This is a genomic window from Isoptericola sp. Y581, from assembly GCF_059445475.1.
The window spans coordinates 1-14,519 of sequence record NZ_JCAIUK010000006.1; the positions used below are offsets into that span (position 1 = coordinate 1).

At 68.9% G+C, this 14,519-nt stretch carries 12 protein-coding genes, 1 tRNA gene and 1 pseudogene; 5 read left to right on the plus strand and 9 right to left on the minus strand.

The window, feature by feature from the left end; genetic code table 11:
- Positions 1 to 131: 131 nt before the first annotated feature.
- On the minus strand, positions 132 to 662 hold the full coding sequence (locus AC1C2W_RS12170; RefSeq protein WP_495391315.1) for a hypothetical protein: 531 nt from the start codon (positions 660 to 662) through the stop codon (positions 132 to 134).
- Between the two features lie 105 nt (positions 663 to 767).
- Between AC1C2W_RS12170 and AC1C2W_RS12175 the strand changes: the two are divergent.
- Positions 768 to 1,139, plus strand: a pseudogene (locus tag AC1C2W_RS12175) (transposase); the annotation flags it as partial.
- A 78-nt stretch (positions 1,140 to 1,217) separates the two neighbouring features.
- Here AC1C2W_RS12175 and AC1C2W_RS12180 read toward each other — a convergent pair.
- Both AC1C2W_RS12180 and AC1C2W_RS12185 read right to left on the minus strand, forming a co-directional pair.
- A complete protein-coding gene (locus tag AC1C2W_RS12180; RefSeq protein ID WP_495413217.1) occupies positions 1,218 to 2,522 on the minus strand; it encodes a nucleotide-binding domain-containing protein in 1,305 nt (434 codons plus the stop codon).
- 2 nt (positions 2,523 to 2,524) lie between these two features.
- On the minus strand, positions 2,525 to 3,121 hold the full coding sequence (locus AC1C2W_RS12185; RefSeq protein ID WP_495391314.1) for an SLATT domain-containing protein: 597 nt from the start codon (positions 3,119 to 3,121) through the stop codon (positions 2,525 to 2,527).
- 1,111 nt (positions 3,122 to 4,232) lie between these two features.
- On the opposite strand from AC1C2W_RS12185, the gene AC1C2W_RS12190 reads away from it, so the two are divergent.
- Together AC1C2W_RS12190 and AC1C2W_RS12195 are read left to right on the plus strand one after the other, a co-directional pair.
- Positions 4,233 to 5,090, plus strand: coding sequence for a hypothetical protein (locus tag AC1C2W_RS12190; protein WP_495391313.1), 858 nt, complete (start codon positions 4,233 to 4,235; stop codon positions 5,088 to 5,090).
- 9 nt (positions 5,091 to 5,099) lie between these two features.
- Complete coding sequence (locus AC1C2W_RS12195; RefSeq protein ID WP_495391312.1) at positions 5,100 to 5,381, plus strand: hypothetical protein; 282 nt, start codon at positions 5,100 to 5,102, stop codon at positions 5,379 to 5,381.
- Between the two features lie 1,070 nt (positions 5,382 to 6,451).
- Here AC1C2W_RS12195 and AC1C2W_RS12200 read toward each other — a convergent pair.
- From AC1C2W_RS12200 to AC1C2W_RS12220, 5 genes are all read right to left on the minus strand, one after another.
- Positions 6,452 to 6,673 carry a helix-turn-helix domain-containing protein gene (locus tag AC1C2W_RS12200; RefSeq protein WP_495391311.1) on the minus strand — a complete coding sequence of 74 codons (222 nt, stop codon included), beginning with the start codon at positions 6,671 to 6,673 and terminating at the stop codon, positions 6,452 to 6,454.
- A 76-nt stretch (positions 6,674 to 6,749) separates the two neighbouring features.
- On the minus strand, positions 6,750 to 7,985 hold the full coding sequence (locus AC1C2W_RS12205) for a tyrosine-type recombinase/integrase (RefSeq protein ID WP_495413218.1): 1,236 nt from the start codon (positions 7,983 to 7,985) through the stop codon (positions 6,750 to 6,752).
- A gap of 180 nt (positions 7,986 to 8,165) precedes the next feature.
- A tRNA-Val gene (locus tag AC1C2W_RS12210) sits at positions 8,166 to 8,242 on the minus strand.
- Between the two features lie 92 nt (positions 8,243 to 8,334).
- Positions 8,335 to 8,811, minus strand: a complete 477-nt coding sequence (locus AC1C2W_RS12215) for a peroxiredoxin (RefSeq protein WP_495413219.1) — start codon at positions 8,809 to 8,811, stop codon at positions 8,335 to 8,337.
- 4 nt (positions 8,812 to 8,815) lie between these two features.
- Positions 8,816 to 9,226: a DUF3052 domain-containing protein gene (locus AC1C2W_RS12220; RefSeq protein ID WP_495413220.1), complete on the minus strand. Its 411-nt coding sequence runs from the start codon at positions 9,224 to 9,226 to the stop codon at positions 8,816 to 8,818.
- A gap of 370 nt (positions 9,227 to 9,596) precedes the next feature.
- On the opposite strand from AC1C2W_RS12220, the gene aceE reads away from it, so the two are divergent.
- Complete coding sequence (aceE, locus tag AC1C2W_RS12225) at positions 9,597 to 12,344, plus strand: pyruvate dehydrogenase (acetyl-transferring), homodimeric type (RefSeq protein WP_495413221.1); 2,748 nt, start codon at positions 9,597 to 9,599, stop codon at positions 12,342 to 12,344.
- Positions 12,345 to 12,465: 121 nt separating this feature from the next.
- On the opposite strand, the gene AC1C2W_RS12230 is transcribed toward aceE, so the two are convergent.
- A complete protein-coding gene (locus AC1C2W_RS12230) occupies positions 12,466 to 13,137 on the minus strand; it encodes a hypothetical protein (RefSeq protein ID WP_495391306.1) in 672 nt (223 codons plus the stop codon).
- A 99-nt stretch (positions 13,138 to 13,236) separates the two neighbouring features.
- On the opposite strand from AC1C2W_RS12230, the gene AC1C2W_RS12235 reads away from it, so the two are divergent.
- A complete protein-coding gene (locus AC1C2W_RS12235) occupies positions 13,237 to 14,490 on the plus strand; it encodes a PucR family transcriptional regulator (RefSeq protein ID WP_495391305.1) in 1,254 nt (417 codons plus the stop codon).
- The last annotated feature ends 29 nt before the right edge of the window (positions 14,491 to 14,519 follow it).

Consider the following 14,519-nt stretch of genomic DNA (forward strand, 5'->3'; position numbering starts at 1 on the left):
TCTGACCAGCAACGATGTAGGTCAGGCCATCACATACCCATGGCTAACCCCGAGCCCGTGAATAACGCTCTTAGGAGACGCCCTAGAGTCCCGAGGGTGACCGGCGGCCGGCTCTTCGCGATCGGCCGGTGTCAGGACCCGAGAGAGGTCGTGAGCTTCTCGAGCAGGTCGCGGGCCGTGTCCGCCGTCTCACTGGTCACCGCGCTACTGAGACCGATCAGGACGGGCGCGAGAAGGCCGCGGAGGGTCACGACCTTGCCCTTCATCACCATGGCATCGGGGCTGGGCTTCGTCACCTCTGCGAGGACAGCGGCACTCTCTGCCCGGACCACTTTCGCGTCGTCTGCCTCAAGGCCCAGAGTCTCGAGCGAGGCGAGCAGCTCGGAGACCGCCGCGGCGAGCGGCGTGTACCCGTCGGCGATATCAGACGTCTGTGTCTGGTTCACGGACTCGCTGTTCCAGGCCAATTGCGCGTGGTCGCCATTAACCGTGACCACCGGCGCGTGGTAGTTGTTCACTACGGTCGAACCCCAGCCGGCGGAGGCGACACCCTTCGTGCCTGCTTGGACCGGCACCTTGATCGACATCTTGTCGACCCTCCGTTGCAGCTCGCGCTCCATCTGCCGCATGCCACGCTCGTTGATCTTGAAGCCCTTGGCCACGCGCACCTCCCCGGTTCAGGTCATCATCCCGCACCGCGTGCCTGCGGGTCCAGGGTCAGGACATGTCTCCCAAATTGTCGGTGAGGCGCGCAGCAGACTGTCGAGGTGACGTCTTCGCGGTACCGGACGCTGTCGGACGGGCAGTGGGAGCGGATCGAGCCAGTGCTGCCCTCGAACGTCGGGCGGCGGGGTCGCCCGTTCGGTGACGACCGGCGGGTGGTCGAGGCGACCATCTACCGGCACTGGACCGGGATCCGGTGGCGCGAGCTGCCGCGTGAGGAGTTCAGGCCGTGGAAGGCGGTCTGGAAGCCAGTATCGCCGGTGTGTCGGGGACGGAACCTGGGACCGGGTTCTCGCGGTCCTGCTGGCCGAGGCCGACGTGGCCGGCCAGGTCGACTGGAACGTGTCGGTGGACGCGACGATCACCCGCGCGCACAGCACGGCAGGAACACGACCCGCCCGGATCAAGACACAGGGGGCGACGTCGAACTACACGCCGACGACGTCCGGCGTCGGCTTCGCCGGACGGTTCGGTCACGCGTGCTCGCGCCGGCGTCAGTCCGCGCGGTTGGTGGTGATCGGCACGTCGATGCGGTCTCGGGCGACGACGACCCCGTCCTTGATGGCGAAGCACTCGACTAGGTGCTCACCTCGGAAGCTCGAGTGCTCGATGCGAGTGTCGGGACCCGTCGAGGAGATGATGTCGCCGCGGGTCATATGTCGCCGCTCGGCCCCTTCGCCGCGGTTCAGCACCTTCCACTTCAGCGTGTACGGCTCTTCGACCGTGCAGCTGGTGACCTTGAACTTCAATCGTTTACCCGCCAGGAGGGGCATCCCAACGCGGCTCATCGCACGCAGCCACACCGGCCGCCAGCCATCCTGAGTGACCTCGCAGTCGATGGTCAGCGTCTCGCGGATGTCGACCGGGTTCAGGTCCTCGATGAACTTCTCGGTGCTCCTGGACGAGGTCGATGCAGTTAGAGCAGCCTCGGCAACCGTCAGCGGCACGCTGGTGCCGAAGACCTCGCGCCACTTCTTGACTGCCGCGGACTTGCCCTCGTTCTCGATCGCGGAGACGCAGCGGTTGTAGGCCTTCTTCGCCTTGGCCTTGAACTTGGCCTTGACGTGGACACGCTGGCGGCTTCCGAGGGCCAGGTAGTAGTCCTTCTCGGGCTCGTCCTTGAGGAACTCGAAGAAGTCACGGGACATCAGGTCGAACGAGCCCGTGTTTGCCGAGTCGTACGCACTGGTCTGCTGGAAGAAGTTGTAGACCAGCGTATCGATTACCAGACCGCCGATGTTCACGCCGTTCGTGTTCTTCCAGGCTCGGGCCATCCGGGCGAGGTGGCGCATGTTGGCCGAGGTGCGGTCGTTGCACTCCTTCGTGGCCGTGATCTCCGCGCGCGGCTTGGTGGTCTTCCAGGTCTCGGCCTTGGTGTCGGGGTAGTTGAAGCTCTCGTCGGCGTTCTCGAAAGCCGGCTGGACCTCGAACTTGAATGAGTTGGAGGTGAACTGCAAGCGCACGACGCACTGGTCGACGCGGATGTCGGTGTTCGGGTATCGCGCCTTCAGTACGTTGCGCACCCGCTCGAGCATCCGGCGCGGTCCGTTGGCGTCGTCGTAGTCGTCGCGCAGCCCCGCCGGCAGGATGAAGATCATGTCGAGGTCGGAGATGGACTTGATCGCCGTGTGCCGTCCGAACGAGCCGATCATCAGCCTGTAGTCAACGCACGCGTCCTTGTCGCGAAAATTCTTGTTCAGGGCCTTGGTGATCTCGTCCCGGCGGGTGCGGATCGTCGTGACCTTGTCCCCCACCTTGAGGTTCGCCAGCAGCCCGTCGAAGATCTCGCCGGTCTCCATCGTCAGACCTCGTCTCCGTTGAGCCGCAGAGCCTCGGGGAGCAGGAGGTCCAGCTCGCGGGAGCTGAACGTCAGCTCCTCGTTGTTCTTCAGCCCTTCCTTGGCCCTGTCGTACGCCTTGCTGCTCGTCCGCGATGCCCCGGAGTAGATCGCGCGGGCAGCCTCCTGCAGCTCGTCGCGGCGAGCCCTGGCATCAGCGTCCGTGATCTCGCCGGACATCAGGTCGGCGATGAGCGAGATGTAGGACTCGCGCACGCCCCACAGTCGGGACGCGCTGTCTCGGTGCCCTTCGGCCTCCTCGTGGAACCGGAACGTCTTCGCCCCGAGCGTGACCCAGGTGACCAGGACCGCGACGGTGGAGGTCACGAAGCTGGTCACCGTCGTGCTGGCAAACTGGCTCATCACCGCGACCAGGAACGTGCCCGAACTGATCGCCGTCAGCGCGATGAGCACAGCCTGCTGCAGGCGGTGCTTGGCGAAGCAGATGTCCGCCTGCTTCTCGTGGGTCTTGTGGGCGTACGCCACGCGACCAAACGACTCGCGCACCTGCGCGAGCAAGTACCGGTCACGGCCGACCGCCGCGGCATCCTCGTAGGTCAACTCGCTCCGATCGCTCAAAGAATCTTCGAAGCGCGCGCGACCAGCGAGTGCACCGGCTACGAGTATGCCGATGACCACCGACACGGTGGAACTGCAGGCTCTTTTTTGGTCCCGTGAGACCGTGGAGCGTGCCGCCTGTCCGCCAGCCCGGGCACAGACTCAGGAGGGCCGGAGCCAGTTCGACGGCTCCCTAACGACGCGAGACGACTCCGTTCCGCACAGACGGAACTCGCGACCTCAACTGCAAGACGTGTGACCGCTCGATTCTGCGCGGAGGCCCCCCGGGGGATACACGAGTCCAGGCGTGCGTAGCTCGCTCGCAGGTGAGGTTTGCTCCTCGCTGTGGAGCACGATGGTGACCTCGTTGAGGCGGGTGGCGATGGTGTCTACCTGGTCAGGAGCTGGGCTTCACCGGCGCCGTTCGGACCACGACTCGTCGGGGTCGGGATGCGGGCGATTCGACTTCTCCCGCCCGACGCCGCGCGGCTGCGGGCCGGGTCTACCGGTCAGGCGGGGCCACCGGTGGCGCAGTCGAGGTCGCCACCGGTCAAGTTCCCGCTGGTGGTTAAGCGCTCCGTGATGCGGCTGGCGTCAGGCGCTGAGCTCGAGGAGCGCATCGCGCTGTGCGTCGGGGCCCTGCGTCGACGCCCAGGCCCGCGCATAGCCGGAGGTGATCGCCATGCTGCGACCGTCGCGAAAACCCCGCCGGTGGTTATGAACCGGCAGGGGTTTTGAAGCGGGTCCTTGAGCGGCGTGTCGCCGGCGCGTCGAGCCCGCGGGGGGGTCGCATCAGAATCGGTCAGTTTTGATGCCCTGCGCCTTGTTGTCGAAGTCCAACACGCAGTCGCGGGGAGGCGTGCTCGCGCGAGTCCCTGTCTAGGGCTACGCCGTCTCATCAAAGCGACTCGGTAGAGCCCCGCTACGCGCGCCTGACAGGGTCCGATGATGCCCCGAGCGGGGGGCTCACAGTTGGCCTCTGACGGCCCCTGACTGAAGGGGTCAAATTCACCCTCTACCCCGGTCGCCGGCCCGGGGAATGCTTCCTACGCTTCGAACCACGCGCTCAGAAGGTGGCGAGCGCTCGCCCTTCTCTCCCTTAGGAGGTCCAGGAATGGCCCTGGACAAGAAAGCTCTCCGGCGCGCGACCCAGATAGCCGCAATATCTCTACTTATCTCGGGCTCTGTGACTCAATTCGCAACCGCTGCCGAGCCGGCTCCTGGCACTCCCGTCGATGAGACATATGTTGACGGCCAAGGGGTCGTTCACTACAACTTCGATCCTTCCGAGCTACCCGGTTTCACCGTCGAGCAGGTAGCGGGTACACCTCTCCCGACCACTCTGGTAGAGGATCCCTGGAACCCGCACCCGCCCGAGAACGTGGCAGGGTGCGAGTTCAACCAGGAGCGCCCTGGCCCCGCGGACAACACTGCCGAAGCCAGCATCGAGCTCACCTATGACCCCACGACCTGCACCCTCAAGGTCGCTCGCGCCATCTACCCCGCTGACGCCGTGCCCGAGGTCGTCGACACAGGCGGAGTGCCCGCGGCGGGCGACCTTACGGACGAGGAGTCCGGGCCGGACGTAGCACCTCTCGCCGCCGCCCGTTGGTTCGCTGCCGTCAACACCTGGTACATGGACCCGCCAGCCCTGAAGGTCAACAGCACGGATGCCGAGGTCAGGTGGAACACCACGCAGCGGAACAGCTGGTATCACCGATGGTCATGGATGGATCCGGGGTGGTCAAGGACCTCGAAGGGCAGTTCGCACGCCGGCTTCACGACGACAACATGGGGGTCCTTCAAGAACACGTGGTTCTGCAACCCGTCGAAGGCGACCTACACGAGTCTCCGTGCGAGCGTCACAGGCCGGACGAACGGCACGTGGACCTACGCCGCGTCGGGCTCGAAGAGCGGCGATTGCGCGTCCTTGCTCCGTCGAGGCACGTTCGCCAAGAAGGCAGCGCTGTAGACTCCAAGGATGGCCGAGATGCAGCTCGACCGGCACGAAAGCCGGACGGTTGGATTCTGGGAGACGTTGCTTAGATCCTGGGTCTTCTGGATTTCTGCGGGTGCAGCGCTCATCACTTCCCCGTGGCTCTTCTGGAGTGTTCCGATGGCAGGAGTGGCAATTGCCCTAATCGGATCGGTGTTCTGGTTCACGCACCGCACGGTCGTGCCACTTGCGCTGGGCCTCGGGTTCGTCGTGGGTTCGGTACCTTACGCTTTCCTATCCCTTCTGGTGCTGCTCCACATCATCTAAAACGAACGGCGAGGGTGGCGAGAGAGTCCTAAGTCTCGCCACCCTCGCCAGCCCGGCCTGCCCCTGGACCGCCCAGTTTCGAAACCTCCAGAACCCGATTCTGGCGTGCCTCAGAATCGGTGGTTTCTGAAGCGTCTACAGTGCAGGCGGTCGTCAGGTCGAAGCGATGCAGGTCACACCTTCCAGGAGAATTACCGGGGAGACGCCGCTGACCTGCCGATACGGCCACGTCCCTGAGGGGATACGCACCGCGGGGATACGAAAAGTGGGACGCACGCCTGCCAGCGTGGCGGGCATGGACACCCACCTGGAGCGCCGTTGCACGGCGGCGCGCGTCGGCCCACGGTCCTCGGCGGAGCCGAACAACACGGGCTATGTCGGCCCTTCGGGACACCACCAGCAGGAGCCGAACTACACAAGGAGACTTCGGCCGAACTTCAGGTCGACACTGCGCGACCGGCGCATGGACATCGGCGCGGACTCGGACTTCAACCGGGCATACAGGACGAAGGCGTTGCGCCCGATTCGGGCTCAACGCGCCGGGTCACACCGTTCGCCTCGGCGCGACACCAGTTCAGACAATTGACGCAAAGCGTTGGTCCCGATTCGGGACCACCGCTGATCTCGCCGTCGGCCGGTCATGGAGGTTCATCGTCGGGCGCCGCGTGCGCCCTCCATGACCCACCCGCACCTCGACAACGCGTCGCAGGTCCGCTCCCAGCGCGGCTCCCACAGCTCCCCGTCGAGAGCAAGCTTCCGCAGCAGCGCCTCGAGGAGCCTCGACGTCGCCACCGGCGAGGCGAGCACCGTCGCGAGGCAGTCGTCCCGTGAGTGCTGTATCCCCTCGACCCGCACTCGGTCGACGAACTCCAGCGCCACGGCCCCCGAGCGTGCCGCGCGGCGCTCCTCGTACGCAGCACGCCGGCAGACCTGCGAGCACCAGGTCGCCGGCCGGCCCGTCTTCCGGCGCTGCACGGCACTCCCGCAGCGCGGGCACACGCCGGCCACGACCTGGCGACGCTTCGTGGGTGGTTCGGCCGTCCCACGCCCGGACGGGCGGGAGGCTTCCGTCACCGTGCACTCCGCGCTGAGGGCATCTGGACGACGAGCTGACGGCGGAGCTCGTCGAGGTCGACGCGGATCACGCGGCCGACTTTGTAGCCGGTGATGGTGCCGCTGGCGATGCGACGACGGATCGTCTTGGTGCAGATGCTGAACTCCTGGGCGGCCTCGACGAGAGGGACGAGCCTGCCGGTGGGCGGCCGCGCGGGCTGTCGTCGTTGCGTGGCCATGTCGACCTCCTGGCTATCGGTGACTGTCACTGGTGAGGTGTGCGAGCGAGTCCTCGTGAGGAACGCGAGGACCGGCTCAGTGCAGTTCACGGCTGTCGTCGTCTCCCGGTTCGCCGCGCTTGCGCGCCCGCCGTGCGGCGAGCTCGTCGGCGCGCCGCAGCTCGACCATGCGCTGGGTGATCATGCGGTCACGCTCGGCCGATGCGTGCTGGTAGATCATCGCGATGCGCGCCTCGGTGTGGCCTCCGCGGTGCATGAGCTCGGCGGTCGTCGCGCCGGCCCGGGCCGCCATGGTGAGACTCGTGTGCCGCAGGTCGTGGGTCTTGACGTCCGGCAGACCGGCCTTCTCACGGGCCGTGATCCACGCGTACCGCCAGGTGCCCTCGGACAGCACCGTTCCGGTCCGAGAGGGGAAGACGAGCCCGTCACGCCCCGGCTGCGCGAACCTCCCCAGGTGCTCGGCCAGCGACTCGGCGACGACGCGCGGAATGGCGATCGTGCGCGAGCCCGCCTCCGTCTTCGGGCGCCCGACGACGGCCCCCACTCCCCTGCCGCCCTGGGAGACGTTCTGGGCAACGGTGATCGTGGCGTCGTCCGGGTCGCGCACGTCGACGTCGCGCCGGCGCAGCGCGCGCACCTCGCCGATGCGGAGCCCGGTCCAGGACATCACGTCGGCCAGGGCGCGGTACTTCTCCGGCAGCGCGCGAGCCAGCGCCTCGACCTCCTCGGGCGTCAGCACCACGGGGGTGCGATGGCGGCGGTACCGGCCGGCGCCGGTGATCCGCACCGGCGAGGTGTCGATCAGGCCCGCGCTGACGGCGGCGCGGAACACCCCGGAGACGAACTTGTAGACCTGTGCCGCCTCCCCCGCGCCGTCCCCGTTGGTGCGGCCCTTGGCCTTCGCCCGCTTGCGCAGGTCGGCCTTGAGCTGGGCGTGCCAGACAGCGACGTCGGTGATCGTGACGTCGTGCAGGTACTGGCGCCCGAGCGTCGGCTCCACGTACACGCGGACCATCCGTGTGTAGTTGCGGTACGTCGACGGCGCCAGCGACCGGGACTCGACGTACTCGGACGCCCACTCCGCCACCGTCAGCCGCCGCACGACGTCGCGCCGGTCCGGCGGGCGCCACTCCCCCCGGTCGATCAGCTTGCGCTCCTCGACGAGCCACATCTGCGCCGAGAGCTTGTCACCGAAGCTCGCGGAGTAGCGGCGGGAGTCTGGCCCCCAGTAGCGGGCGCGCCAGCTGACGATCCGGTTGTCCGTCTTGCTCCGCCGCGGCTGGACGTCACCGAACGATCGATTCGCGCCCATGCTCCTCACCGCCCTCCGGCAGCAAGGTGTGCGGGTCGATCCGTGAGGCTCGCGGGCCTCTGGCGGGCCTCTCGCGGGCCTGTGGCGGGCCTGAGAGAGTCCTTCTCGAGCCCTTCAGGTCCTCGTCGGTCCACGACGACAGGCGATGAACATGCAGGTCAGAAGGACAAAATCCCCTGGTGGTGGGCCCGGAGGGACTCGAACCCCCGACATCCACGGTGTAAGCGTGGCGCTCTGACCAGCTGAGCTACAGGCCCTGGCAGCGCAGGCAAGAATACCGGGCGCCGGAGCCATCGCTCGACGCCGCGCGCCTCACGCCGGATCCCCGCACGTCGGGGAGCTCCACGCGTCAGATCTCCGCGAGCGCCTCGCGGTACGCCTCCAGGTCGCGCCGCTGACCGCGCGGATTGACGACCGACCACCGCACGATCCCGTCGGCGTCGACGAGGAACGACCCGCGCAGCGCATGACCGCTACCCGGGTCGAATACGCCGTAGGCGTCGGCCGCGGCGCCGTGCGGCCAGAAGTCGCTCAGCAAGTCGAAGCCGAAACCCTCCTGCTCCTGCCACGCCTTGAGCGTGAACACCGGGTCGGTCGACACCGCCAGCAGGCGCACCCCGGCCGCCTCGAAGTCCTCGATGTTGTCGCGCAGCTCGCACAGCTCGCTGGTGCAGATGCCCGAGAACGCGAACGGGAAGAAGACGACGAGCGCCGGGTCGTCGCGCAGGTCAGCCAGGTGCACGGGGGTGCCGTGCGTGTCCGGCAGGGTGAAGTCCGGCGCGGGGTCGCCCGCGCGCCCCCGCGCCTCCGGGGCCCCGCTCGTCACCGGCTCAGCGGCCACGACCGCGGTTGGCCAGCTTCGTGGCCGACCAGTCCGGCGCCACGGCGAAAGTGCTCGTGGCATGCAGGCCGGCGGTTGTCGCGGCCTCCTGGATCTCGTCGTGGCCCACGTGCCCGTCCCGGCCGGGCTTCAACGTGAGGAGCCAGATGAGGCCTCCGTCGTCGAGCACCGTCAGGACGTCGACGAGCGTGTCCGTCAGGTCGCCGTCGTCGTCACGCCACCACACGATCACACCGTCGGTGACGTCGTCATAGTCCTCGTCGACCAGCTCGCTGCCGACCACGGCCTCGATGTCCGCACGCAGCGCGTCGTCGACGTCCTCTCCCCACCCGAACTCCTGCACCACCTGCCCGGTGCCGAACCCGAACCGTGCTGCCGGGGATTCCGCCTGCTTACCCACGTTGGACCTTCGTTCCTCTCCGTATGACGTACAAGGGCGCACTCGGGGCCCTCATGACCCGTGTGCGCCAACGTAGTCCACCGGAAGCGCGCGCGCCCGGCAACCCCCCGGGGCGTCCCGGTCTGCGGGACGGCGTTCACCCGCCGCGATCTCGGCGACACCGGCGCCCTGGCATGACGTAGATCACGGATCCTTGACCGGCCGATGGTGTGTCCCCCCGCCTCATCTGGGGACACAATGAGTGATGACCACCCGTTCGTGGTCGCACCGTCGCGACCACGCGTCGCGGTGCCCCTACGACGGGATGCCTGACACGGGCCCGGGGCGGCGACCATGTGCCGCCACCGCCCGAAGATGAGAGAGGTTGCTGGTGGCTTCGTACGAGGAGACCGGACCGTTGATCAACGGCCTGCTCAGCGCCGTCCCGGACATCGACCCCGCCGAGACGTCGGAGTGGGTCGAGTCGCTCGACGGCCTGATCGACGACAAGGGCGGCCCGCGTGCCCGGTACGTCATGCTCAACGTGCTCCGTCGCGCGCGGGAGCGCAACGTGCACATCCCCGCATCGGTGGCGACCCCGTACGTCAATACGATCGCCGTGCACGACGAGCCGTACTTCCCGGGCGACGAGGCGATGGAGCGTCGCTACCGCTCGTGGATCCGCTGGAACGCCGCCGTCATGGTGACCCGCGCCCAGCGTCCCGACGTGTCCGTCGGCGGCCACATCTCCTCCTACGCGTCCGTCGCGACGCTGTACGAGGTGGGCCTCAACCACTTCTTCCGCGGCAAGGACCACGCCGGCGGTGGCGACCAGGTGTACTTCCAGGGCCACTCCTCCCCCGGGCAGTACGCCCGCGGCTACCTCGAGGGCCGGCTCAGCGCCGAGCAGCTCGACGGGTTCCGCCAGGAGAAGTCACACTCCGGCGGCGGCCTGCCGTCGTACCCGCACCCGCGGATGCTGCCCGACTTCTGGGAGTTCCCGACCGTCTCGATGGGCCTCGGCCCGGCGTCGGCGATCTACCAGGCCTGGACCAACCAGTACCTGCACAACCGCGGCATCAAGGACACGAGCCAGCAGGACGTGTGGGCGTTCCTCGGCGACGGCGAGATGGACGAGCCCGAGTCGCGCGGCATGATCCAGCTCGCGGCGCACCAGGCGCTCGACAACCTGACCTTCGTGGTGAACTGCAACCTGCAGCGCCTCGATGGCCCCGTGCGCGGGAACGGCAAGATCATCCAGGAGCTGGAGGCCCAGTTCAAGGGCGCCGGCTGGAACGTCATCAAGGTGGTCTGGGGCCGCGAGTGGGACGCCCTGCTCAACGCGGACAAGGACCGCGCCCTGGTGAACCTCATGAATGCCACGCCTGACGGCGACTACCAGACGTACCGCGCGGAGTCCGGGGCGTTCATCCGCGAGCACTTCTTCGGCCGCGACCCGCGGACCAAGGCGCTCGTGCAGAACATGACGGACGACGACATCTGGAACATGAAGCGCGGTGGCCACGACTACCGCAAGATCTACGCCGCGTACGCCGCCGCGCGCGCCCACACGGGCCAGCCGACGATCATCCTGGCGCAGACGGTCAAGGGCTACGCGCTCGGATCCAGCTTCGCGGGCCGCAACTCCACGCACCAGATGAAGAAGGTCAAGAACGAGGACCTCAAGGCGCTGCGCGACAACCTGCGCATCCCGCTGACGGACGAGCAGATCGACGCCGACCCGTACCTGCCGCCGTACTACCACCCGGGCATGGACGACGAGACCATCCAGTACCTGCTGGAGCGTCGTCGCCACCTGGGCGGGTTCCTGCCCGAGCGCCGGTCGTCGCCCAAGGCGCTGACCCTGCCGGACCCGAAGTCGTACGAGATCCTCAAGAAGGGCTCCGGCACCCAGCACGTGGCCAGCACGATGGCCTTCGTGCGCCTGCTCAAGGACCTGATCAAGGACAAGGAGTTCGGCAAGCGCATCGTGCCGATCATCCCGGACGAGGCCCGCACGTTCGGTCTGGACGCGATCTTCCCGAGCGCCAAGATCTTCAACACGCAGGGGCAGAACTACCTCGCCGTGGACCGCGAGCTCATGCTGAGCTACAAGGAGTCCGAGACCGGGCAGATCATGCACACCGGCATCAACGAGGCCGGGTCGGCCGCGGCCTTCCAGTCCGTGGGCACGTCGTACGCGACGCACGGCGAGACCATGGTGCCGGTCTACATCTTCTACTCGATGTTCGGCTTCCAGCGCACCGGCGACCAGTTCTGGGCGGCGGGCGACCAGCTCACCCGCGGCTTTATCATCGGCGCCACCGCCGGCCGCACCACGCTGACCGGCGAGGGCCTGCAGCACGCGGACGGGCACTCGCCGATCATCGCCGGCACGAACACGGCGATGGTGCAGTACGACCCCGCCTTCGGGTACGAGATCCGGCACATCATGCGCGACGGTATCGAGCGCATGTACGGCGACGGGTCGGACGGCCGCGACCAGAACGTCATGTACTACCTCACGGTGTACAACGAGCCGATGATCCAGCCGGCCGAGCCGGAGGACGTCGACGTCGACGGCATCCTGCGCGGCATCCACCGCATCTCGACCGGCGACGGGGACGGCCCCAAGGCCCAGCTCCTCGCGTCCGGCGTGGGCGTGCCGTGGGCGCTGGAGGCGCAGCAGCTCCTCGCCAAGGACTGGGGCGTGTCGGCCGACGTGTGGTCGGTGACGAGCTGGAACGAGCTGCGTCGGGACGCGCTGGCGTCCGAGCACGACTCCCTGGTGAACCCCACCGTGGAGCCGCGGACCCCGTACGTCACGCAGAAGCTGTCGGGCGCCCAGGGCCCGTTCGTCGCGACGAGCGACTTCGATCACCTGGTGCCGGACCAGATCCGTGCGTGGGTGCCGGGCGACTACGCGGTGCTCGGTGCGGACGGCTTCGGCTTCTCCGACACGCGCGCCGCGGCGCGGCGCTTCTTCCTCATCGACGGCCCGTCGATGGTCGTGCGGACGCTGCAGCAGCTCGCCCGCCGCGGCGAGGTCCCGGCGGACGTCGTCGCGAAGGCGGTCGAGAAGTACCGCCTGTTCGACGTCAACGCGGGCACCTCCGGCATCGCCGGCGGGGACAGCTGACCTCCGCGGGATAGAGAACCCCGAACCGCGAGAAGCTCGGACAAGGCCGCACCAGGTGCGGCCTTGTCCGAGCTTCTCTATCTCGCGGTTCGGGGTTCTCTATCTCGGCGCGTGGGGTTCTCTATCTCGGCGTGGACTGCTCGCGCGCGGCGACCACACGCTCCAGCTCGGCGCGTAGCTCCCCCGTGCCCGGGTGCAGCGCCAGCGACTGCAGGTGCTGCCTCGCCTCGGCCACACGCCCGGCCTCCAGCGCCGCGAGGACGAGCTGGCGGCCCACCTCCGGGGTGTGCTCGCGTGCGCGCCAGTGCCCGATGCCGAGCCCCAACGCCTCGGTGGGCATCCCGGCGTCGCGCAGGATCATGAGCCCCTCCGCCAGCGCCTCCCCCTCCGGTTCGCGCTCGGACGCCGTGCTGAGCCGGCGCACCGCGCCCTCCGGGTCGTCCGCGACGGACAGCCGCCCCAGCTCGAGCAGCGGCCGCCAGCCCCGCGGGTGCCCGGCGAGCTCCTCGGCGAGCGACCAGACCGCAAGGTCCGCGGCCCGCTGCTTGGCTACCTCGTCGGACGGGGCGCTGAGCGGGTCGTCCGGGCTCGGCGACTCGGCCGCGCGGCGTCGGACGACCTCGGCGAGGGCGTAGAACGCCCGGGCGTCGTTGGGGTCGTCGGCCAGCATCGCCCGCAGCGCGTCCTCCTGCACCGTGTCCCCGCGCTGCGAGCGCGACGGCCGGCGCGTACCCACCGTGGAGGCGGAGAACGGGCGGCGCAGCAGCTGCCGGAGCCGAGGCATGAGGGCCATGTCCTCGACCCTATCCAATGACCTCTCCGGCGTCCGGGGCGGGCACGGACGCCGACCCCGTTTGTGCACTCCCCACAACACCGCCCGTATCCTCGACCCATGACCACCACCGGCACCCCGACGTCCGCGGCGAGCGGGACGCCCGCCCGCGAGGGCTCCCCCGGCCCAGCGGCGGGCGAGGAGGAGAGCCCCGTCTCGCGGGGCGAGAACGTGCAGCGCGTGCGCGAGGGCGTGGGCGTGCTCACCTCGGCGGCGATGCGGCGGCTCGACGAGGAGGTGCACTGGTACCGGCAGCTCCCGGCGGAGGACCGTTCGTACGTGGCGCTGGTCGCCCAGTCCGGCATCAACGCCTTCGTGAGCTGGTTCGCCGAGCCCACGCCCACGCCGCACGGCGTGGGCGAGATGTTCGCCGCGGCGCCGCCCGAGCTCACGCGGTCGATCTCCCTGCAGCACACGCTCCAGCTGGTCCGCCTCATGGTCGACGTCGTCGAACAGCACTCCGACGAGATCGCCGCCCCGGGGTACGAGCGCGAGCTGCGCGAGGCGGTGCTCCGCTACTCCCGCGAGATCGCGTTCTCCGCCGCCGAGGTCTACGCGCGCGCCGCCGAGGTGCGGGGCGCCTGGGATGCCCGGCTCGAGGCGCTCGTCGTCGACGCGCTGGTGCGCGGCGACGGCGACGACTCGCTGCGCTCCCGCGTCTCGGCCCTGGGCTGGAGCGGTCGTGGTCAGGCGCTCGTGGTCGTGGGCGAGGCCACGACCCGCCTGGACGACGTCCGCACGGCCGAGCTGCGCCGCCTGGCGCGCCGTGCCGCCGGCGACGCCCTGGTCGGCATCCACGGCGACCGGCTGGTGCTGGTCCTCGGCGGCGGCGGCGACCTGGTCGCCGCCGCATCCTCCCTGCTCGACCGCTTCGGCCCCGGCCCGGTGGTGATCGGCGGCGTCGTCCCCGACGTCTCGGAGGCGGCGGCCTCCGCCACGGCGGCGCTCGCGGGGCTGGCCGCCGCCCCGGCCTGGCCGCAGGCCCCGCGGCCCGTCCTCGCGGACGAGATCCTGCCCGAACGCGTGCTGACCGGCGATGTCACCGCGCGGCGCACGCTGGTCGCCCAGGCGTACCGGCCGCTGCAGGAGGCGTCCGGCTCCGTGCTCGAGACCCTCTCCGCGTACCTGGGCACGGGGCGGTCCCTCGAGGCCGCGGCGCGCCGCCTGTACGTGCACCCCAACACGGTGCGCTACCGCTTGCGCAAGGTCTCCGAGATCAGCGGCTGGGACCCGCTCGACGCCCGCGAGTCGTTCGTGCTGCAGATCGCCCTGGCGCTCGGGCAGCTCGAGGGAACCACCGCATCTGCCGGTTGAGCCTGTCGAAACCGGGTCTCGACGAGCTC

Coding starts and splice junctions, on each gene's coding strand:
- AC1C2W_RS12230 (WP_495391306.1), bottom strand. CDS start 13,137: ATGGCCCTCATGCCTCGGCTCCGGCAGCTGCTGCGCCGCCCGTTCTCC.
- AC1C2W_RS12195 (WP_495391312.1), top strand. CDS start 5,100: ATGGCCGAGATGCAGCTCGACCGGCACGAAAGCCGGACGGTTGGATTC.
- AC1C2W_RS12190 (WP_495391313.1), top strand. CDS start 4,233: ATGGCCCTGGACAAGAAAGCTCTCCGGCGCGCGACCCAGATAGCCGCA.
- AC1C2W_RS12200 (WP_495391311.1), bottom strand. CDS start 6,673: ATGGCCACGCAACGACGACAGCCCGCGCGGCCGCCCACCGGCAGGCTC.
- AC1C2W_RS12180 (WP_495413217.1), bottom strand. CDS start 2,522: ATGGAGACCGGCGAGATCTTCGACGGGCTGCTGGCGAACCTCAAGGTG.
- AC1C2W_RS12205 (WP_495413218.1), bottom strand. CDS start 7,985: ATGGGCGCGAATCGATCGTTCGGTGACGTCCAGCCGCGGCGGAGCAAG.
- AC1C2W_RS12235 (WP_495391305.1), top strand. CDS start 13,237: ATGACCACCACCGGCACCCCGACGTCCGCGGCGAGCGGGACGCCCGCC.